Annotated in this window: 19 protein-coding genes and 1 pseudogene; 13 read left to right on the top strand and 7 right to left on the bottom strand. The window is 69.3% G+C overall.

The features are described 5' to 3' along the window. The first annotated feature begins 154 nt into the window (after positions 1-154). The 7 genes and pseudogenes from R2B38_RS15955 (at position 155) to R2B38_RS15925 (ending at position 9263) form a co-directional block, all read left to right on the top strand. The gene (locus R2B38_RS15955; RefSeq protein WP_318016822.1) at positions 155-1222 is read left to right on the top strand and encodes a hypothetical protein; all 1068 of its coding nucleotides are present in this window, start codon (positions 155-157) and stop codon (positions 1220-1222) included. Then, entirely contained in the window at positions 1219-1890 is a 672-nt protein-coding gene (locus R2B38_RS15950) for a YdcF family protein (RefSeq protein ID WP_318016821.1), read from the top strand. Before R2B38_RS15955 ends, R2B38_RS15950 begins: the two co-directional genes overlap by 4 nt. Continuing rightward, positions 1835-2626, top strand: a complete 792-nt coding sequence (locus tag R2B38_RS15945; RefSeq protein ID WP_318016820.1) for a WbqC family protein — start codon at positions 1835-1837, stop codon at positions 2624-2626. The genes R2B38_RS15950 and R2B38_RS15945 overlap by 56 nt, the downstream gene beginning before the upstream one ends. A gap of 71 nt (positions 2627-2697) precedes the next feature. Further along, on the top strand, positions 2698-4500 hold the full coding sequence (locus R2B38_RS15940) for an ABC-F family ATP-binding cassette domain-containing protein (protein WP_033284282.1): 1803 nt from the start codon (positions 2698-2700) through the stop codon (positions 4498-4500). Positions 4501-4699: 199 nt separating this feature from the next. Continuing rightward, positions 4700-6428, top strand: a pseudogene (locus R2B38_RS15935) (PQQ-binding-like beta-propeller repeat protein). 49 nt (positions 6429-6477) lie between these two features. Continuing rightward, entirely contained in the window at positions 6478-8313 is a 1836-nt protein-coding gene (locus R2B38_RS15930) for a PQQ-binding-like beta-propeller repeat protein (RefSeq protein ID WP_318016819.1), read from the top strand. A 257-nt stretch (positions 8314-8570) separates the two neighbouring features. Next, on the top strand, positions 8571-9263 hold the full coding sequence (locus R2B38_RS15925; protein ID WP_318016818.1) for a response regulator transcription factor: 693 nt from the start codon (positions 8571-8573) through the stop codon (positions 9261-9263). A 128-nt stretch (positions 9264-9391) separates the two neighbouring features. Here R2B38_RS15925 and R2B38_RS15920 read toward each other — a convergent pair whose 3' ends face one another. Beyond that, entirely contained in the window at positions 9392-9670 is a 279-nt protein-coding gene (locus R2B38_RS15920; RefSeq protein ID WP_318016817.1) for a DUF397 domain-containing protein, read from the bottom strand. Between the two features lie 8 nt (positions 9671-9678). Continuing rightward, positions 9679-10530, bottom strand: a complete 852-nt coding sequence (locus R2B38_RS15915) for a helix-turn-helix transcriptional regulator (protein WP_318016816.1) — start codon at positions 10528-10530, stop codon at positions 9679-9681. 227 nt (positions 10531-10757) lie between these two features. Between R2B38_RS15915 and R2B38_RS15910 the strand changes: the two genes are divergently transcribed. Next, positions 10758-11180, top strand: a complete 423-nt coding sequence (locus R2B38_RS15910) for an ATP-binding protein (RefSeq protein ID WP_318016815.1) — start codon at positions 10758-10760, stop codon at positions 11178-11180. A gap of 28 nt (positions 11181-11208) precedes the next feature. Here the strand turns inward: R2B38_RS15910 and R2B38_RS15905 are convergent, their stop codons facing one another. Beyond that, a complete protein-coding gene (locus R2B38_RS15905) occupies positions 11209-12501 on the bottom strand; it encodes a helix-turn-helix transcriptional regulator (RefSeq protein ID WP_318016814.1) in 1293 nt (430 codons plus the stop codon). Positions 12502-12685: 184 nt separating this feature from the next. Between R2B38_RS15905 and R2B38_RS15900 the strand changes: the two genes are divergently transcribed. Both R2B38_RS15900 and R2B38_RS15895 read left to right on the top strand, forming a co-directional pair. Continuing rightward, positions 12686-13135 (top strand): hypothetical protein, encoded by a 450-nt coding sequence (locus tag R2B38_RS15900; RefSeq protein WP_318016813.1) that lies wholly within the window; start codon positions 12686-12688, stop codon positions 13133-13135. Positions 13136-13209: 74 nt separating this feature from the next. Continuing rightward, positions 13210-13896, top strand: a complete 687-nt coding sequence (locus tag R2B38_RS15895) for a class I SAM-dependent methyltransferase (RefSeq protein WP_411978460.1) — start codon at positions 13210-13212, stop codon at positions 13894-13896. Between the two features lie 320 nt (positions 13897-14216). Here R2B38_RS15895 and R2B38_RS15890 read toward each other — a convergent pair whose 3' ends face one another. Beyond that, entirely contained in the window at positions 14217-14564 is a 348-nt protein-coding gene (locus R2B38_RS15890; RefSeq protein ID WP_318016811.1) for a hypothetical protein, read from the bottom strand. 21 nt (positions 14565-14585) lie between these two features. Continuing rightward, positions 14586-16274, bottom strand: coding sequence for a sodium:solute symporter family protein (locus R2B38_RS15885; RefSeq protein WP_318016810.1), 1689 nt, complete (start codon positions 16272-16274; stop codon positions 14586-14588). 157 nt (positions 16275-16431) lie between these two features. Between R2B38_RS15885 and galT the strand changes: the two genes are divergently transcribed. Genes galT through galK form a run of 3 tightly spaced genes read left to right on the top strand, consistent with a single transcriptional unit; the run spans position 16432 to position 19608 of the window. Beyond that, positions 16432-17490, top strand: a complete 1059-nt coding sequence (galT, locus tag R2B38_RS15880; RefSeq protein WP_318016809.1) for a galactose-1-phosphate uridylyltransferase — start codon at positions 16432-16434, stop codon at positions 17488-17490. Then, positions 17490-18455 carry a UDP-glucose 4-epimerase GalE gene (gene galE, locus R2B38_RS15875; protein WP_318016808.1) on the top strand — a complete coding sequence of 322 codons (966 nt, stop codon included), beginning with the start codon at positions 17490-17492 and terminating at the stop codon, positions 18453-18455. Before galT ends, galE begins: the two co-directional genes overlap by 1 nt. 10 nt (positions 18456-18465) lie before the next feature. Continuing rightward, positions 18466-19608: a galactokinase gene (gene galK / locus R2B38_RS15870; protein ID WP_318016807.1), complete on the top strand. Its 1143-nt coding sequence runs from the start codon at positions 18466-18468 to the stop codon at positions 19606-19608. 39 nt (positions 19609-19647) lie between these two features. Here the strand turns inward: galK and R2B38_RS15865 are convergent, their stop codons facing one another. Both R2B38_RS15865 and R2B38_RS15860 read right to left on the bottom strand, forming a co-directional pair. Further along, the gene (locus R2B38_RS15865; RefSeq protein WP_318016806.1) at positions 19648-20121 is read right to left on the bottom strand and encodes a hypothetical protein; all 474 of its coding nucleotides are present in this window, start codon (positions 20119-20121) and stop codon (positions 19648-19650) included. Between the two features lie 53 nt (positions 20122-20174). Further along, the gene (locus R2B38_RS15860; RefSeq protein ID WP_318016805.1) at positions 20175-21086 is read right to left on the bottom strand and encodes a sulfotransferase; all 912 of its coding nucleotides are present in this window, start codon (positions 21084-21086) and stop codon (positions 20175-20177) included. Positions 21087-21114: the final 28 nt, after the last annotated feature.

The following is a 21114-nucleotide window of genomic DNA, read 5'->3' as shown; positions in this document are numbered from 1 at the left end:
CATGCCTCCACAACGGAGTGAGCGGACGGAACCATCCGAGCCTGACGCACCCCCAGTCCGCCGGGAATGAACGGCCGTTGCACCCTTGTGGCACTTCCGTGGCCCCTCGCCCGCCGTCCGTGCTTCCATGACGGCAGGAGGGAGGCGCCCCAAGGTGAGCGTGAGTCGATGGACCGGCCGCGAGGCCGGCTTGCTGCGGCAGGCGCTGCGCATGAGCGTGCGTACCTATGCGGCGCACCTCGGCGTCGGCATCCGCACTGTCTCCAAGTGGGAGAAATTCGGCACGGATACCTGTCCCTGGCCCGACACACAGGCCATCCTCGACACAGCCCTCACCCGCGCCGATACCGCCGCCCGGGCCCGCTTCGAGCAACTTCTCGCCCCGAGCCCGCTGGGCCGACGAGCGAGCGGAACACCGTCCCCCACGAACGCGGACGACGAGACCTGGGCGGAGGATCTGGAGCGGATCGTGGTGTGCCTCGATCGTCAGGACTTCGCCTTCGCCGCCACCTTGCTGGAACGCCGACTCGGTCGGGCCCAGCCCGGCGATCTCGACGATCGGGGCCTGTACCTGTACGGGCGCTCGCTGGTCCTGTCCGGCGACCTGCGGCGCCTTCAGGGCACCTTTCAGGACCTGTTGGCCGCCAAAAGGCTCTACTCCGACGCACACGACGTGTTCACCGAACGCGGCATTCCCCGTCGCGCCGCGCAGGTCGAACTCTCCCTCGCCGTGGTCACCGAAATGGCCGGACGCCTCACTGCCGCGGCCACCCGGTACCAGCAACTCGCCGATGACGAGAGGCTCGTCTCGGCCGACCGCGCCCGAGCCAGGCTGTGGATCGGCACAGCCCTGTCCAAGGACGGCCGTAACGAGTTCGCCATCCAGATCATGCGCCAGGCCGCCAAGCGGTTCGAGGAACTGGACGAACCGGAGGACTGGGCGACCGCCCAGCAGAAGCTCGCACTGGCACACCGTGGTGTCGGCGATCTCACCCGGGCTCTGGCCTACATCGACGCAGCCCGCAGCAACGGCCGCTTCGAGACTCCGCTCCAGCGCGTCCAGATCGAAACCGCGCACGCGCACATCCTGCTCACCGACCCGGTCACCCGCAGCGGGGGGCACGCTGTGCTCGACCGGGCCTCGGACATCGCCACCCGATATGGCCTGAAGCACCAACTGCGCAGCATCAAGACCGTTCGCACCAGCGAGGAGTACACGTGACCGACCGTCAGGAGGCCACGATCAGCGACGCGGACCGGGCCGACGCCCGCGCGCTCTGGGATTTCCACCAGATGGGTCACGAACTGCGGCCCTGCTCCGCCGCGATCGCCCTCGGCAGCCTCGATCTCGGTGTGGCAGGCGCCGCCGCCGACCTGTACCACGCCGGTATGTTCCCGGTCGTGGCCTTCACCGGTGACACCAGCGCGGCCACCCGGGAGCGGTTTCCCCGGGGCGAGGCCGTCCACTACCGCGAGCACGCGCTCTCCCTCGGAGTGCCGGACGAGGCGATCCTTCTGGAGCCGAAGGCCACCAACACCGGCCAGAACATCGGCTTCTCCCGCGAGGTGCTGGAGAACGCGGGTATCGCGGTGACCACCGTGCTGCTGATCTCCATGCCCTATATGCAGCGCCGCGCCTACGCGACATGCCGCAGGCTGTGGCCCGAGGCCGAGCCGGTCTGCGTCTCCCAGCCGCTGTCGTTCGACGAGTACGTCACGACCCACGCCGACGAGAAGCAGCTCATCGACATGCTCATGGGCGACATGGAGAGGGTGATGGAGTACCCCAAGCGTGGTTTCGCCGTCGAGCAGCACGTTCCGGAAAGGGTCCGCGATGCCTTCGACCGTCTCCGTGTCCGCGGCTACGACAGCTGGCTCCTGCCTGCCTGACAGCGCCGCGCGCCCGAGTACGCGGCCGGTGGGCTCGTGCGCGATCCATCAGCCCAACTTCCTGCCCCGTCTCTCCACTCTGGCGAAGCTCTACACGGCCGATGTCTGGGTGGTCCTCGACGACGTCCAGTTCGTCCGCCGCGACTACCAACACCGCGCTCGCCTCGCCGCACTCGACGACCCACAACGGGAGCAGTGGCTCTCTGTCGAAACGCATCTCCCGTACGGCCGCGCAACGTTGATCCGCGATGCCCGACTCGCCGACCCGCGGCGCAGTGCCCGCCGCCTCGGCCAACTGCCCACGCAGCACTACCGCGCCAGCCCCTACTGGCAGTTGCTGCATGCCTCACTCGAACCCGTCGTCCGTTCCCTCGCCGAGAGCGTCGGCACAGCGGCCGTCGCCGAGGCCACCACCCGCGCCCTGCTGAACCTCCTGGGCTGGCGCGGCACCATCGTGCGCAGCAGCGACCTCGCCGCTTCCTCGGACCGCTCGGCACGTCTGGCCGACCTCACCACCGCCGTCGGCGCCGACACCTATCTCTGTGGCACCGGCGGCCTGCGCTACCTCGACCACCGCCCCTTCGCGGAGCGACAGCTCAACGTCCACGCCTTCCGCCCGCCCACGGCCGCCGAGGACCTGTGGACCGGAGCCGCGAGGATCACCGCCCTCTGGGCACTCGCCGCATACGGACCTTCCCGCGTGAGGGCTGCGTTCGACGGCCTGCGCACAGCCTGACCTGCGAGGATCCCCACCCTCCCCCCGCGCATTACCCTGGGAGGCTGACCGTCCCCCCTGTCAGGAGAGAAATGGCCGTCAACCTGGTCAATGTCGAGAACGTCAGCAAGGTGTACGGCACCCGTGCCCTGCTCGACGGCGTCTCGCTCGGTGTCTCCGAAGGGGACCGGATCGGGGTCGTGGGCCGCAACGGAGACGGCAAGACCACCCTGATCCGGATGCTCGCCAAGCTGGAGGAGTCCGACACCGGCCGCGTCACCCACTCCGGAGGGCTCCGCCTCGGCGTCCTCACCCAGCACGACTCCCTCGACCCGGAGGCGACCGTCCGCCACGAGGTCATCCGGGACATGGCCGACCACGAGTGGGCGGGCAACGCCAAGATCCGCGACGTACTGACCGGACTCTTCGGCGGGCTCGACATGCCGGGCTTCCCGCAGGGACTCGACACCGTCATCGGCCCGCTCTCCGGCGGCGAGCGCCGCCGTATCGCGCTCGCGAAGCTGCTCATCGAGGACCAGGACCTGGTCGTCCTGGACGAGCCCACCAACCACCTCGACGTCGAGGGCATCGCCTGGCTCGCCCAGCACCTGCGCGAGCGGCGCTCCGCGCTCGTCTGCGTGACGCACGACCGCTGGTTCCTGGACCAGGTCTGCACCCGGATGTGGGACGTGCAGAAGGGCGACGTCTACGAGTACGAGGGCGGCTACACCGACTACGTCTTCGCCCGCGCCGAGCGCGAGCGCATCGCCGCCACCGAGGAGACCAAGCGGCAGAACCTGGTCCGCAAGGAGCTGGCCTGGCTGCGCCGCGGCGCCCCCGCCCGTACGTCCAAGCCGCGCTTCCGCGTCGAGGCCGCCAACGAACTGATCGCGGACGTACCGCCGCCGCGCGACACCAGCGAGCTGATGAAGTTCGCGTCGTCGCGGCTGGGCCGGACCGTCTTCGACCTGGAGGACGTCACCGTCCAGGCCGGCCCGAAGGTCCTCCTCAAGCACATCACCTGGCACCTCGGCCCCGGCGACCGCGTAGGCCTGGTCGGCGTGAACGGCGCCGGAAAGACCTCCCTCCTGCGCGCCCTCGCCGAGGCCGCCCGCAGCGACGGCGACACCCAGCCCGCGGCCGGAAAGGTCGTCGTGGGAAAGACGGTGAAGCTCGCCTACCTCTCGCAGGAGGTGGCCGAACTCAAGCCCACGCTGCGGGTGTTGGAGGCCGTGCAGCAGGTGCGCGAGCGCGTCGACCTCGGCAAGGGGCGGGAGATGACCGCCGGGCAGCTGTGCGAGACGTTCGGCTTCAACAAGGAGAAGCAGTGGACGCCGGTCGGGGACCTGTCGGGTGGTGAGCGGCGCCGGCTGCAGCTGCTGCGGCTGCTGATGGACGAGCCCAACGTCCTCTTCCTCGACGAGCCCACGAACGACCTCGACATCGAGACCCTGACCCAGCTGGAGGACGTCCTCGACGGCTGGCCCGGGTCGATGATCGTGATCTCCCACGACCGGTTCTTCGTCGAGCGCACGACCGACAAGGTGTACGCCCTCCTCGGCGACGCAACCCTGCGGATGCTCCCGCGCGGGATCGACGAGTACCTGGAGCGGCGCCACCGTATGGAGGAGGTCGCCGCGGCCGCCGTCCCCGTCGTGGAGAAGGCCGCACCCGCCGTGAGCGCCGCCGACCAGCGGGCCGCGAAGAAGGAACTCCAGAAGATCGAGCGGCAGTTGGACAAGGTCTCCGAGAAGGAGGCCAAGCTGCACGCCCAAATCGCGGACAACGCCACGGACTTCGCGAAGGTGGCCGAACTGGACGCTCAGCTAAGGGACTTGAGCGGCGAGCGGGACGAGCTGGAGATGCGGTGGCTGGAACTCGCCGAGGACGCGTGAAGGGTGCGTGAAGGCGCATAACGGGGGCGTCACGGGCCGGTCCTCCCTTGGGAACAGGGGTGAACCGGCCCGTTCTTCATGGACAGCTCAGTGATAGAAAGGGCCGTCTGAGAACTGTCTGAGCACTGTTGATACGACTCTGGGTCCTTCGCGAACCTCAGGGCGTGGCTAAAAATCAGTGAACGAGGGGGAGCCGCTGATGACTCAGCCGCCCGAACAGCCGCCGTCCGGCGGTTACGGAGCGCCGCCGAACCAACCGCCACAGCCACCGTCCGGCGGCTTCGGGGCTCCTGTTCCACCGACGCCCGGTTACGGCTATCCGCAGCAGCCACCACAGCAGCCCGGTCCGTACGGCTATCCGCAACAGCCGCAGCAGCAACCTGGCCCCTACGGCCAGCCCCAGCAGCCGGGCCCGTACGGTCAGCAGCCCGGTTACGGATATCCGCCGCCCCCGCCCCAGTTCGCCCCGCCGCCACCCCCCGGCGGCGGCTCCCGCAACCCCTTCAAGGGGAAGCCCGCGCTGGTGATCGCGGCCGCGGTCGCCGGACTGTTGGTCGTCGGCGGCACGGTGTGGGCGGTCACCAGCGGCGGTGACGACAAGAAGCCGGTGGCGGAGAAGAGTGACAGCCCCTCGCCCTCCGCCAGCGGCACGGCCGACGACCCCGCCAACCCCGGTGACGGCAGCGGCGACGGCGCCAAGGACCCCGAGAACCTCAACGAGGGCCGTAAGTCCGGCGAGGCGAAGGTGCTCTGGTACAAGGAGGCGCCGGACGCGCCCGGTTCCGGCGCCGACGCCCCCGGCATGTGGATCACCGGCAAGACCGCGGTGAAGGCGGCGTACAAGGAACTCGTCGCCTACAACGTCGGCAACGGCAACCCCACTTGGCCCACGATCACCTTCCCGCAGAAGATCTGCGCGGTCACCGCGCGGCAGTCGTCCGACGGCAAGATCGTCGTGGCGTACGAGAGCGGTGTCAGCGACAACGCCAAGTGCAACCAGCTCCAGCAGCTCGACCTGAACACCGGGGCGAAGGGCTGGACGGCGGTCGTCCCGGACGGCGACCTCTTCGACAGCGCGCTCAGCATCGGGCTGTCCGTCACCGGCAAGACGCTGATGGTGGGCCGTTCGGAGTCCGGGATCGCGTACGACATCGACACCGGCAAGAAGCTCTACGAGAAGAAGAAGTACGGCGCGGGCCTGCTTCCCGGGCGCGTTCGCGGGCGGCGCCAAGCTGATCTCGGTCGCGTCCTGCGGGGCGGGCTCCTCCACCGAGCACGACGAGGTGCAGGAGCTGGACCCGGCGACCGGCAAGGCCAGGTGGACCAAGTCGATCCCCAAGGGCTGGACGGTCGGCCATGTCTACTCCGTGGACCCGGTCGTCCTCTACATGACCGACTCGGACAACAAGCACTGGAACATCTCGACGCTGAAGAACGACGGTTCGGTCCGCTCGCAGGTCGACTCCAAGGCCAAGTTCGCGCCCACCTGCGGTTCGTCGTTCGTCGACAGCGACCTCCAGGGCTGCCAGGGCGTCGCGGTCGACGCGAGCACCCTGTACCTGCCCACCGACGCGACGACCGGCGCCAACCAGATCGTCGCGATCGACCTCGCCACCGGCAAGGAGAAGTGGCGCGTCACGTCACCCGCGGACGAGTCGATGGTCCCGGTCAGGGCCGAGGGCGGCAGGCTCGTCGCCTACGTCGAGGCGTCCTACGACGAGGGCGGCCAGGTCGTGTCCATCCCGACGGCAGGCTCCGCGCACACCACGACGAAGCTGCTGCAGATGCCGTCCGGCACCGCGCAGATCGAGTCGAACTTCTTCTCCCGGGACATCGACTACGTCGACGGGCGCTTCTACATCTCGTCGACCCGGCTGAACGGCAATGACGACACGAAGGAGAAGTTGATGCTCGCGTACGGCAAGTGAGACCCCGACTTCTCCCCGTCCCTCCACCGTTCTCCCCGAGGTACCCGCCATGACCCAGCCGCCCCCGCCCCCACCGAACCAGCCCCCGAACCAGCCTTCGCAGGGCGGCTTCGGCCCACCCCAGGACCAGCCCCCGCAACAGCCGCCACAGCCCCCGCCGGGCTACGGCTACCCGCAGTCGCCGCCGCCCCAGCAGCCGGTCTACGGCTACCCCCAGGCACCCCAGCAGCCCCAGCCGCCCCAGGGCCCCCCGCAGGCCCCGCCGCCCGGCTACGGCTACCCGGGCCAGCAGCCGAACCCGTACGCCCAGCCGCAGCAGCAACCGCAGCAGCCGTACGGTCAGCAGCCCAACCCCTATGGCCAGCAGCCGGGTTACGGCTATCCGGGCCAGCCGACCATGCCGCTGCACCCGCAGCCGGGCCAACCGGGCGGCGGCGGGCGGAAGTTCGGGGCGCCCGCGGTGATCATCACCGCCGCGGTCGTGGCGATCGCGCTGATCGTCGGCGGCGGGATCTGGTACGCGTCCTCGTCCGGCAAGAAGGACGACGACACGAAGAAGACCGCGACCGCCGGCGGCTCCACGGGCGGCACGAACGACAAGGGCGGCACGACGTCGGGCGGCAAGGAGAAGATCCCCGCTGACCCGGCCTCCAAGGTCCTCTTCGAGGTCCCGATGCCCAAGGTCAGCGACACGATGGTGACTTCGGGCTCCTGGCTCACCGACAAGGTGTACGCCAAGACCGGCAGCGCCGAGGTCGTCGGCTACAACCGCGACACCGGCGCGAAGCAGTGGACGATCAAGCTCCCCGGCCCGGTCTGCCAGGCGACGAAGCACACCACCACGGACGGCAAGACGGCCATCCTCTACGAGCCCGCCATGCCGACCAAGGACAAGCCCTCGCACGGCTGCAGCCAGATCGCCGCGATCGACCTCAACACCGGCACCAAGCTGTGGACCAAGACCGCCAACTCCGGTGACCAGCCCATCAGTTTCGGCAACGTCACCGTCAGCGCGAACACGGTCGCCGTGGGCAGCACCGACGGCGGCGCCGCCTTCGACATCTCCACCGGCAAGGTCCTGTGGAGCCCGAAGGTCGCCGACTGCTACGACGCCGGGTACGGCGGCGGCGCGAAGCTGGTCGCGGTACGCAGATGCGGGACGTACGACTCTCCCACCCTCCACATCCAGACCATCGACCCGGTCTCCGGGAAGGTGCTCTCGGACTACAAGATGGCCGAGGGCATCGAGTACGCGAGCATCGTGTCGACCGACCCGCTGGTCGTCGCGGCCGACGTGGGCGACAGCGCGGGCGACGGCAGCGGCATCTCGGACTTCTTCTCCATCGACAACAAGACGGGCGCGCTGCGCTCCCACATCCCGGCGCCGGGCAAGCAGTACGCGGCCCGCTGCGACGGCATCACGCGTGTCGAGTACTGCACCGAACTCGCCGTAGGGAACGACCGGTTGTACGTGCCCACCGAGGAACACGACGGTTCGGGCGACTCCTACAGCCAGACCAACGAGATCGTCGCCTTCGACCTCGCCACCGGCAAGCAGACCGGCCAGCGCGCGGACGCGGGCGAGGGTTACACGATCACCCCGCTGCGCATGGACGGCAGCAACGTCATCGCCTACAAGTCCCCGCCGTACAACAAGGGCGGCCAGATCGTCAGCATCGACGGCACCTCCTTCAAGGAGACCAAGCTGCTGGAGAACCCGAGCACGGAGACGGTACGGAGCACGGAGACGACCTTCCTCCCGGACTACGCGGAGATCCTCTACGGCGAGGGCCACCTCTACATGTCGGCGGTCTACGCGGACAAGGCGTCGTCGTCGTCAACGGGCGACAAGGACTTGGCGATCGCGTTCGGCACCGGCAGCTGATACGACCGTCTCCACGACCCCGGCCCCGCCCCTGCTCAGGGACGGGGCCGGGGTCGTACCGCTCAACACCCCCGAATACGAGGAATGCGAAAAAGTCAGTCGTTCCGGGGCACTTCTCTCCGGTAGGGGCAGCGCAACGTCGAACAAGCGTGTAGCTTCCGGGGGCATGAAGAGCGGGGGTGCTGGGGGCCCTCTGTTCTTGGGGACCGGTGGGCATCCATAGTGGGCATCCATTGGGGGGACTGGGGGGTTGCTCGATGGGAGTGCGGCTGATGGTGGTCGACGACCACCGATTGCTCGCCGAGGCACTGGCCTCGGCACTGAAGCTGCGGGGACACCGGGTGCTGGCGGCCGCCGCACCCGCGGCGGGCGCGGCCGAGCTGGTGATCACCCGCGCCCCCGAGGTATGCCTGCTGGGCACGGCGACACCGGCCGAACCGGGCATCTTCGACCCGGTGATAAAAATCAAACGCGAACGCCCCCAGGTGGCGGTCCTGGTCCTGGGCCCGGTCCCGAGCCCACGGGGCATCGCGGCGGCGTTCGCGGCAGGCGCGTCGGGATACGTCCGCCATGACGAGCGCATCGAGGGCGTGGAGCGGGCGATCATGAAGGCGAGGGCGGGGGAGGCGGCGGTAGCACCGCAGTTGCTACAGGGCGCCTTCAGCGAGTTGTTGAACCCCGCGGCCCAACCGGACGACGAGGGCCAACGCCTGCTCCAGATGCTGACGCCGAGGGAGGTCGAGGTCCTGGTCAGGGTGGCGGACGGCGAGGACACCCGCCTGATCGCGGCGGGCATGGGCATCGCTCCGTCGACGGCCCGCACGCATGTGCAGCGGGTGCTGATGAAGCTGGGGGTGGGGTCGCGGCTGGAGGCGGCGGCGCTGGCGGCGCGGACGGGCCTACTGGACAGGGCGGGGCCGGTGAACAACTCGGCGGGGCCGGGCGTGTAGGCGAGTTCTGGGGTGGGATCAGCGGTGGGTGCGGGAGCACTGCACTGGGCCCGGGCCGCCATCGGGCCGCCCGGCGGGTCGATGACGGCGTACCTGCCGTGCCTGGAGTCCCTCGGTGTGGAGACGGGTCAGCCGTGATGGTCGACGCGGCCGGCGGTCAGTGTTCGGGACCGTATGCCGTGGAGGAGGGCGGCGAGGGCTGTGGGGGTGGTGGTGAGGTGCGTGGTGGGGGCGTCACTTTCGCGGAGGTGGAGGGCGGTGGGAGTGGTGGCGAGTTCGAGGCAGGCGTTGCCGTCGCCGCCGCCTGAGAAGGTCGACTTCTGCCAGGTGGTGGCGAGTTCGATGCAGTTGTTGCCGTCGGCGCCCCCGGAGAAGGACGACTTCAGCCAGGTGTCGGGGATGGTCACGGTGCGCCTCACAGTTCCTTCGTCAGTCTGTGGATGAAGTCACGCGAGCGTTCGGGGTCGAGTGACACACCCTCCACTCTACGGAAAAGCGTTCGAAAGCTGCTGAGTTGCGCCTCGGAGTCGACGAAGGCAGAACCGTGGGGTGCGTCCCGTACGACCGTGTCCAGCTTGGGCATAGTGCCACCCGCGTACACCATGGCGCTTCCGGCATCGATGAATCCATCCAGGTCGAACGGGATGACACGTACGGTCACGTGGTCCGCTTCCGAGAGTTCCAGGATCCGGGTGAGCTGAGCTCGGGACGCGGGACGGTCGCCGACCCGGATGCGTAGAGCCCCCTCGTGTACTACGGCTTCGTACGGAGTCGGTTGGGCACCCTCGATGATGCGCTGTCGCTTCATCCGGTGTTCGGCCCGCAGTTCGAGGTCTCTCGGGGGAAGCGCGGGCACTCTGTGCGAGAAGACTGCGCGAGCGTAGTCCTTCGTCTGGAGCAGGCCGGGGACATGGAGGAAATCCACGTCCCAGCGGTAGGTGGCGTGGTGCTCCAGCTCGGACAGGTCCAGGAACGACGTGGGCAGCAGCCCCCGGTACTCCTCCCACCAACCGCGTGTCCGATCGGTGGCCATTGCGACCAGCGCATCGATCAACTCCTCGTCCTCGCAGGAGTAATTGGCGGCGAGGCTGCGTACGCGTTCCTCGCTCACTCCTGCGATTCCGGACTCCATCTGACTCATCTGGGCGGAGTCGGACCCGACCAGCGCGGCGGCTTCCCGTGCTTTGAGTCCTGCTGTCTCACGCAGCTTCCGCAGTTCAATGCCCAGGCGTTCCTGGCGCGCGGTGATTTGCCGTCTGCGTGGCATGGCTTCCTCTCTCGCCCCAACTGCCGTGGGGTGGTGACTCGTTCGGGGGGCAGATTACGACAACGACTTGCACTGTTCCAAATTTTACCCGCACCGTCAGTGATGCGACGCACACCGTGCGGAACCCCGGGACCCCGGAAGCGCACCACCCCGTCCTGCCATGACGGCGTGACAGGCCACCGCCCGTGAACCGCATCAACTCCCCACACCACCAACGGAGTTCACGCATGCCCGAAAACGAGGAAACCGAGCCCGAACCCTGGGAGTACTCCCTCTCCGTCCCACACGATCGCCGTGCCGTGACCGTCTGCCGCCGCACCCTGCGCCTCGTCCTCACCGCCCACGGCCTCATCCGGGTCGTGGACACCGCCGAACTCCTCGCGACGGAGCTGGTCGCCAACGCCGTACTGCACACCGAGGGGCCGGTGATGCTCCGCGTGCGGTCTTCGGCGGGGGTGCTGCGCGTCGGCGCATGGGACGCGGATCCCGAACCACCCGAGCCGCCGGGGCAGTTGGGGGAGCTTTTGGATGCCGAGGCGGGGAGAGGGCTCGCGCTGGTGAGGGCCTGCGCCGACAACTGGGGGTGGCAGCCACTGTCCAGGAACGGGCAGCGCGGCAAGTACGTGTGGTGCGAACTGGGCGTGGCCTAGGGCCAAGAACGCGCGGGCTCGCCGTGTGTCAGCTCGCCCGCTGACGTACAGCCGCCTGCAACTCACGGACACCGGTTGTACGCGGGTGCCGTTCCGCCAGTTCGTGGACGATGCCGCGGATCGCGGGCCGGTCCCGGACCTCGGCCGGGCTGGCTCGGTACGCGGACAGCAGCGCCTGGGCGGTCTGCTCCGGTCGCTGCCACGCCCACCACGCTCGCGCCATGTCGGTGCCCAGGCGGGCCTTGCGCTCGGCGGTCGGGAATTGCGCGGGGCGCAGGTTCTTCCCCGCCTCCAGGGCCGCGCCCGCGTCTCCGAGCGCCCAGTGCACTCCGACCGCGTACAGGTCGACGGCGGCCGGGCTGATGGGGAACAGGCGTCCCGGCGGGGCGGTTTGAGGCAACCGGCTGGCGGCGCGGCGGGCTTCCTCGGTCATCGACAGAGCCTCGGCGCGGTGTCCGCCGCGGGCGGCGGTGTAGGCCAGGGTGCAGAGCATCTGCGCGTACGCGGACGCCGACGCGTCAGTCCGTAGGCCGGTGGCTTCCACGGCGGAGGCCGCTGTCGACATGAGGCGCTGGGCCTCCTCGCCGCGGTCCTGGTGGCGTAGCACGATCGCCAACTCCCGGACTGCGGCTGCCGATGCGAGAGGTGAACCGGAGACCTCGGCCCAGGTGCGGGCTCGGTCCGCGGTGAGCCGTGCCTGCTCGTAGGAGCCGAGCTTGCTGAGTACTGCTGCGGCGAGGCTGTACACGGAGGAGAGCCGGGCCTGATCGAGTTCCCGGCGCGAGGAGGCGGCGGCGTGCCCGTCGGCGATGAGGCCGGGCAGGGCGGCGAGCAGAGGCGCGTGCGTGCCCTTGTCGTACAGGTCGCGGGCGGCGGCCAGCCGGGCGTCCAGCGGTCCGGTGCCGGTCGGTGCGGGGGTGTCGGCCAGGGCCTCGTCCACCCCCAGCAGCAGGGCGGCCGGTCCGGCGGCTGCCGTTGCGGTGAGCAGCGTACGGCGGCGCATCGGGTCCTCCTCGGCGTGCGGACTGGCCGTCACTCTAGTGGCCGTCGATACCGACGGGGTGGGTGGCGCGAGAGAACTCACCAGGACGTGTCGCGGAACGCCGACTTCGAGCGCGGCGCGGTGCACCAGGGTCAGATCGACGACCCTGGTGCTTCGTTCCAGCCGGGAGACCGTGGCCGGTGAGCAGCCGAGCCGGTCGCCGAGGGCGGCGAGGGTCCAGGCGCGGTGTTCGCGGCCGAGGCGAATGAGCGCGCCGGGGCGTCGTTGCGCGGCCAACTCGCGTGCTCTCGTGCTGTTCCAGAGCGGGTCAACGGGCACGGGCCCCTCCCACACCGCACGGCCGGGGCCTCTCACGCTACGGGTGCGGAGCGGGGCCGTCGAGGTCGCTTGCACACCGTGCAAAGCCCTTGCGCGGAAAGCGAGTTGATCGCACCTGGGCCGTTCGGCGCGGTGTGCTGGGCTCAGCGCCCCGAAACGCGGGGCACCGCCCAACGGAGGCATCATGACAACGGCTCTTGTGCACCCGATGACCGTCCCGGCCCGCTCCGTGCGGGAGGTCGTGCCGGCCGATCTGTGGGACAAGCAGATCGGACTCCTCGTACGGGACTACCCGTACGACTCGGCCATGGCCGGCCGGGTTCTCGGACAGGGCTACGCCTACCTGCTCACCGCGATGAGGCACCGGGGCGAGTCCCTGGGGCTCGCCCCGAGCACACTCGTCGACATCGGCGTCCACACGGTCATCCTCGACACCGTGGCGTACGCCGACCTGTGCGACCGCTTCAACGGCGGACACTTCCTGCACCACGTGCCCAAGGTCGAGATGAAGAACGACGGCTCGGTGCTGAGGACGGCGACTGTGATCGCCGCCGACGGCTGGGACGTAGACCTGCCGTTGTGGACGGACGCCGCCGAGTGCGGCCCCTGCCACCCGGGCAACGACTCGCACTGACCAAGGAGCGCGCGAGGGGGTGACAATCCCCGGAACCGGCACATCACCCGTCCCTGCTCGCCAGGATGGTCCGGGTGACGACCACCCCCTCAGACCTCTGGCACCACTACGGCCGCACCCGCGCCGAGCACGACCGCGCGGTCCCCGACACCTTCCACTGGAACTGGAGCCAGGACAGCGGCCCCGGCCCGGAAGTGCTGGGGGATCTGTCGGGGCTGGTGGTCGGCGACCTCGGCGCGGGGAGCGCCCGGCACGCCGCCCACCTCGTCGTTCATCACCGGCCCGCACAGGTCGTCGCCGTCGATGCATCACCGGCGCAGTACGAGATGGCGCTCGACCTGTTCGGCCACCTCGCGCCGTGCCTGCGCATCGTGCCGTCCGACGCCGTGTCGCATCTGCGGGCGCCGACCAACACCTACGACGTGCTGTACAGCGTCTTCGGCGCGCTCGACTTCACCGACCCGCGTGAGCTGTTGCCCGCGGCGGCCGCCGCTCTCAGACCGGGCGGACGCCTGGTGTTCTCCACCCTGGCGCACTACCTGAACGGCGCCCCCGCGCGGCCGGACATCGTGGCCGCCGCCGTCTCGGCGAAGACCCCGGAGGGGGAGGCGAGCACATTGCGCCGCTGGGTGCTCCAGGAGCAGGTCTGGATGAAGGTCCTGGACGAGGCCGGGTTCACCGAGACAGCCGTTGACGTACTGGAGTCGACCGCCGAAGGCCCAGGCACCGCGGACACGCTGCTGGTCACCGCAGTGCGTTAGCGACCAACACCGCCGGCACCGACACCCTTAGGGGGCGCGACCGAGGCAGGACCACTTGCCAACTCGGCGAGCCTGGACCCCCTAGGGGCGCGGGGCTGTGACACTTGCGGCTCCGCCGCGCGGGCGCGACCGGTGCAGGTCAACTACCCAACTCCGCCAGCCCCGTTGCCCTAGGGGCGCGGGGAACTGCGCGACCAGCCACAACGCACCCGCACCCGGCAGACGACCCAAGCCCCCTCTTCCTTCTCCGTGGGATCCGCCGGAGGCAGGCGCGGGGAACTGCGCGACCAGCCACAGCCCACCCGCACCCGGCAGCCGACCTAAGCCCCCTCTTCCTCCTCCGGTACTTCCGCCAGCTCCACCGGTGGTGTCGGCCGCAGCTTCAGCCACCCCAGGAAGAAGACCCCCAGCAGCAACATCGCGATCCCGGTCCACAGATTGATGTTGACGCCCTCGGCCTTGTCCAGCGTCGCCTGGGACGGACTGATCCCGGCGATCGTGACGATGACGCCGTAGACGACGAACAACCCACCGATGATCAGCCGCAGATCGAACAGGCGGGACGCGGTCGTGGACTTGGTCTCCAGCTCGCTGACCTCGCGCTGGACATCGTGCCCGGAGTGACCTGAGTCCTTGGAGTGTTCGGAGTGTCCTGAGTTCTCAGACATGGTTTCTCAATCCTCCCGTGACTAGAACGAGAACGGGATGTAGCAGAGGGCGGCCAGGATCACCGCGCCCCAGCCGAGGAGTGCGGGCCGGCGGTACCACGCGTCGTCGCCCGCGGCCGGCGCCTCGGTCATGCCGGGTGACGTCGTGCCGTAGACCAGGCCCTGGAGCTGGTCGGCGGACTTCGGCTGGGTGAACAGGGAGACGGCGAACATGACCACCGCACCGGCGACGAAGCCCGCGATCGCGGAGACGAAGTTCGCGCCCTGGTCGGAGGGGATGGAGATGATGCCCTGTTTGTAGATCCAGAAGTAGTTCACCATCGCCGTCACCGTGCCCGCGAGCAGGCCCCAGAAGCCGGACTTCGGCGTGGCCCTCTTCCAGAACATGCCGACGATGAAGACGACGAACATCGGGACGTTGAAGAAGGAGAACAGGGTCTGTAGGTAGCTCATGATGTTCGAGAAGGACGAGGCCAGGAACGCCGTGCCTACCGACGCCGCCACACCGATCACCGTGATCAGGCGGCCGAAGCGGACGTAGTACGCGTCCTCGCGGTCCTTCACCACGTACTTCGCCCAGATGTCGTTCGTGAACACCGTGTTGAAGGACGACACGTTGGCCGCCATACCCGCCATGAACGCCGCCAGCAGACCCGTCACCGCGATGCCGAGGACGCCGTTGGGCAGCAACTCCTGCATCAGGTACGGAATCGCGTCGTTGTACTGGAGGTCCGAGCCGCTGGTGCCGATCTTCGGGACGAGCGCTGCCGCGACCAGCCCCGGGATCATCACCAGGAACACGATGAAGACCTTCGGGTACGCGGCGATGAGTGGGGTGCGCTGCGCCGCGGACAGGTTCTTCGCCGAGAGCGCGCGCTGCACCTCCGCGAAGTTGGTCGTCCAGTAGCCGAACGACAGGACGAAGCCCAGCCCCAGCACGATCGTCAGCCAGTTCGCGCCCAACGGGTTGACGCTGCCGATGCCCGTGCCGCCCCACGCGGTGGTGAAGTTGTGGCCGTGGGCCGCGTCCAGCTTGTGGGTCAGGCCGTCCCAGCCGCCGACCTTCTTCAGGCCGAGGTAGGAGATCGGGATGAGGGCGGCCAGGATCACGAAGAACTGGAGGACCTCGTTGTAGATCGCCGACGACAGCCCGCCGAGGGTGATGTACGCGAGCACGAACGCGCCGGCGACCACGATCGCCACCCACTGCGGCCACCCCAGCAGCGCCTCGACGACGATCGCGAGGGCGTAGAGGTTGACGCCCGCGATGAGGATGGCCGCGAAGGCGAACAGGATCGAACTCAGCAGGTGTGCGGCCTTGTCGAAGCGCAGCAGCAGGAACTCGGGGACCGAGCGGACCTTCGAACCGTAGTAGAAGGGCATCATCACCAGGCCGAGGAAGACCATGGCGGGGATGGCGCCGATCCAGTACCAGTGGACGGTGTACGCGCCGTACTGCGCGCTGTTGGCGGCCATGCCGAGGATCTCGGTGGCGGCCAGGTTCGCCGAGATGAAGGCGAGACCGGTGATCCACGCGGGCAGCGAACGCCCGGAGAGGAAGAAGTCGAGGCTCGTCTTCACCGATCTGCGGGCGGCCAGACCGATCCCGAGGACGACCACGAAGTAGATCGCCAGGATCGTGTAGTCGAGCCCGTTGGTGGGGAGCCGGAGCTCCGCGGCGAGAGAGGTGGGGGTCTGCAGACTCTGCATCAAGCGCTCACCTTGGTTGATGTCTGTTCGATGTCTTTGGTTGGTGTTCTTTGTTTGATTTTGATGGTGACGACTGGGGGGATTGGTGGTTTGATGTGTTTAGTTCTGTGTGAAGCCCGGATGCGGCGTGGATGTACGTACGGATGGAGAGCCCGGCGTGAAGAAGACCTCGACCCGGTTGGCCGACGGTCGTGAGCTCATCTACTACGACCTGCGGGACGACACCGTGCGCGACGCGGTGGACCGACGCCCGCTGGAGCGCACGGTCACCACTTCGGAGGTACGGCGGGACGTGCTGCTCGGCGACTCGGTGGCGATCGCCTCGCACCGCCAGGGCCGCACCTACCACCCGCCGGCCGACCAGTGCCCGCTCTGCCCGACCACGGGCGACCGGCTCAGCGAGATCCCGGACTCGTCGTACGACGTGGCGGTGTTCGAGAACCGTTTCCCCTCGCTGGCCGGGGACTCCGGGCGGTGCGAGGTGGTCTGCTTCACCTCCGACCACGACGCGTCCTTCGCCTCGCTGACCGAGGAGCAGGCGCGCCTCGTCCTCGACGCGTGGACCGACCGGACGTCGGAGCTGTCGCATCTTCCCTCCGTCGAGCAGGTGTTCTGTTTCGAGAACCGCGGGGAGGAGATCGGCGTGACGCTCGGTCATCCCCACGGCCAGATCTACGCCTACCCCTTCACCACCCCGCGCACCGCGCTGATGTTGCGATCGCTCGCGGCCCACAAGGAGGCGACGGGCGGGGAGAACCTCTTCGACTCCGTCCTGGAGCGCGAACTCGCCGGTGAGCGGGTCGTCCTTGAGGGTGAACACTGGGCGGCCTTCGTGCCGTACTCCGCGCACTGGCCCTACGAGGTCCACCTGTATCCCAAGCGCCGGGTGCCCGATCTGCTCGGTCTCGACGAGGCGGCCCGCACAGAGTTCCCCAAGGTCTATCTGGAACTCTTGAGGCGCTTCGACCGGATCTTCGGTGAGGGCGAGCCTCCGACGCCGTACATCTCCGCCTGGCACCAGGCGCCGTTCGGCACGCTGGAGGAGTTCGAAGGGGTGAGCCGCGACGACTTCGCGCTCCACCTTGAGCTTTTCACCATTCGCCGTACGTCCGGCAAGCTGAAGTTCCTCGCGGGTTCCGAGTCCGGCATGAGCGTGTTCATCAACGACGTGCCGCCGGAGTTCGCGGCACAGCGACTGCGAGAGGTAGCGAGTTGATGAGCGGTAAGTACCTGGTCACGGGCGGCGCGGGATACGTCGGCAGCGTGGTCGCCCAGCACCTGCTGGAGGCGGGCCACGAGGTCACCGTCCTGGACAACCTCTCGACGGGGTTCCGCGAGGGCGTCCCGGCGGGTGCCACGTTCGTGGAGGGTGACATCCGCGACGCCGCCAAGTGGCTCGACTCCTCGTACGACGCCGTCCTGCACTTCGCCGCGTTCTCCCAGGTCGGCGAGTCCGTCGTCAAGCCGGAGAAGTACTGGGAGAACAACGTCGGCGGCTCGATGGCCCTCCTCGCCGCGATGCGCGAGGCCGGCGTCCGCAAGCTCGTCTTCTCCTCCACGGCCGCCACGTACGGCGAGCCCGACGAGGTCCCGATCGTCGAGACCGCCCGCACCTCCCCGACGAACCCCTACGGCGCGTCGAAGCTGTCGGTCGACTTCATGATCACGAGCGAGGCGCAGGCGCACGGCCTGGGCGCGGTCTCGCTGCGCTACTTCAACGTGGCCGGTGCGTACGGCAGTTGCGGCGAGCGGCACAGCCCCGAGTCGCACCTCATCCCGCTCGTGCTCCAGGTCGCCCAGGGCAAGCGCGACGCGATCTCGGTCTACGGCGACGACTACCCGACGCCGGACGGCACGTGCGTCCGTGACTACATCCACGTGGCGGACCTGGCGGACGCGCACCTGCTGGCGCTGAAGGCGGCGACCCCGGGCGAGCACCTGATCTGCAACCTCGGCAACGGCGAGGGCTTCTCCGTCCGCCAGGTCATCGAGACGGTCCGCCAGGTCACCGGGCACCCGATCCCCGAGGTCGTGGCCCCGCGCCGCGGTGGCGACCCGGCGACCCTGGTGGCCTCGGCGACCCGGGCCAAGGAGCGCCTCGGCTGGAACCCGTCCCGCGCGGATCTCGCGGGCATCGTCGCGGACGCGTGGGCGTTCGCGCAGAACGTATCGAAGGGTTAGGAGACAACACGTGGGTGTACTTGAGGGCTTCGAGGAGCTGTACGGCACCGCTCCCGAGGGCGTCTGGGCCGCGCCGGGCCGGGTCAACCTGATCGGCGAGTACACCGACTTCAACGAGGGCTTCGTGATGCCGCTCGCCCTGCCGCACACGGCGGTGGCGGCGGTGTCCCGCCGCACGCACGGCGTCCTGCGCCTCCACTCGGCGGACATCGAGGGCCCGGTAGTGGAACTGCACGTGGACGACCTCGTCCCGCGCACGAACACGAGCTGGGCCGCGTATCCGGCGGGCGTGGTCTGGGTGTTGCGCGAGGCGGGCCACCAAGTCACCGGCGCGGACATCCACTTGTCGTCGACGGTTCCGACGGGCGCGGGCCTGTCGTCGTCGGCGGCGCTGGAGGTCGTCACGGCACTCGCTCTGAACGACCTCTTCGAACTGGGCCTGACGGGCCCGGAGTTGGCGCGCTTCTCGCAGCGCGCGGAGAACGACTTCGTGGGCGTCCCCTGCGGGATCATGGACCAGACGGCCTCGGCCTGCTGCGAGGAGGGCCATGCGCTCCACCTCGACTGCCGGGACCTGTCGATCCGTCAGATCCCGTTCGACCTGGCGTCGGAGGGCCTGTCACTCCTGGTCGTCGACAGCCGTGTGAAGCACGCGCTGGGCGACGGCGCGTACGCGGAACGCCGGGAGGGCTGCGAGGAGGGCGCGCGGCAGCTGGGCGTGCCGTTCCTGCGGGATGTGGCGTACGAGGATCTGGAGTCGTCCCTGGCCCGCCTGTCGGACGAGCGGATCCAGCGCTACGTCCGCCATGTGGTGTCGGACGACCACAGGGTCGACCAGGTCATCGGTCTGCTGGACGCGGGTGATGTACGAGCGATCGGCCCGATCCTGACCGAGGGTCACGCCTCCCTCCGTGACGATCTCCGTATCTCCTGCCCGGAGTTGGACCTCGTGGTCGACACGGCGGTCGGCGCGGGCGCGCTGGGTGCGCGGATGACGGGCGGCGGCTTCGGTGGCTCGGCGGTCGTCCTGGTGGAGGCCGCCGACACGGACACGGTGACGAAGGCGGTCGAGGAGGCGTTCGCGGCGGCGGGTTACACGGCCCCGCGCGTGTTCCCTGCGGTGCCTTCGGCGGGGGCGCGGCGGGTGGAGTAAGGGCCACGGCGACGCCCCGGGAGGACCGGGGCGTCCCGCTCACCGAGGCATCCCGGCTACGTCCTCGCACACGGGATCCTCGGCGGAGACACTCTCGCCCAGCCGGTGCACCGCGCCGTGGGCCACTGCGCGCAGCCGCGCCGCGGTCAGCGCGGACGCGGGGTCGTAGGTGAGGATCCGTACGACGTCGACATGCCGTCGGTCGGTCTCGCCGAGAGCCGGGAGACCGGCGAGCAGCTCATGGTCGGGCCGCTTCGTCACCGCGTCGCCTATGTCGGCCAGCCGGAGCCGCCCGATCAAGTCCGGTGTGTACGGCCGCCCTTGGGCCATCGCGTCCAGCACGAGGGAGTGGATGCCCAGCGCGAGGAGCGTCCGTACGACCGCGTCGCCCGAATCCGGGTGGACCCACCAGCCCTCGTATCGTCGGCCCCGCAGGTGACGGTAGCCGTACAGCAGCTCGGCGGCGGCCAGGAGACGACGACTCCACGCGGAACAGTCCGACCAGACGTCCATGGGGCGAGCGTACGGCGGGAGCCACGGGAGCCGCCCTGGACTCTTCATGGAGCTCAGAGATACCCCCACGCCCGGCACATCGGCCGCAGCACCTCCGGGATCTCCTCCAACGCCGGTGCCGGGCGGTCCGGTTGGACCTGGCCGGTGCGGATCTTGTCGGTCCAGTCGCCGAAGCCGGCGCCCAGGACGGCGTTCTCCAGGCTGCTGGCGTAGTTCGTCATGCCGGGTTCGTAGGGGAGGTCCAAGTAGGCGCAGAGGGACCGGAGTTCGGTGGTCGGGTCGGTGGTGAGGTCTTCGTAGCGGAGGGTGTGGCCGCCGAGTACCGCCTGGGCCTCCTGCATGGACTCCATGTATTTGAGGACGCGTTCGGCCGCTTCCTCGCGGGTGCGGTCCGGTACCGCCTCGTGCCAGGAGCGGGCCACCGCGCCCGGGTGTCTGCGCAGGAAGACGAAGCGGGCGTCGGGCCAGGTCCGGGCGATGCGCTGCCACTGGAAGGCGTTGCCGGGGGTCTTCTCGACGATGAACTGCTTGCCGGACTTGACCAGTTCACGGTGCAGGGCGCGGTCCCAGAGCAGGCCCTCCAGCTGCTCGTGGCCCAGGCCCAGGGTGCGCAGCGAACGTTCCGTGGGGGTACCCGACCTGAAGTAGACCTCGATACCGGTGAGATGGAGTTCGTGCGCGGCGTGCAGCCGGGAGTGCGCCCCCAGCATCATGCGCAGCAGCGTCGACCCGGAACGCACCGAGGTCAGGATGAACACCGGTCGCTCCAGCAACCGGTCGACCGCCGGATCCACCGCCGGCGCCTGCGTCACCACGGGGTCCGGGCGCGCGGGACGGGAACCGCGCGGTGCGGGGATGCCGCCCAGGGAGCCCGCCGTCGTCGCCGCGGGCGGCGTGGGCGCCCGGCGGATCTGGTAGCCGGTCGCCTGGGCGAGCTTGGAGTTCAGCTTCCGCAGCATGCTCATGGCGGCACGGTAAGAGGAGAGTATGAGA

The sequence above is a fragment of the Streptomyces sp. N50 genome, assembly GCF_033335955.1.
Taxonomy (GTDB): domain Bacteria; phylum Actinomycetota; class Actinomycetes; order Streptomycetales; family Streptomycetaceae; genus Streptomyces.
Note: the sequence above shows the minus strand (reverse complement) of the source record. Positions and strands in the feature narration are given on the sequence as shown.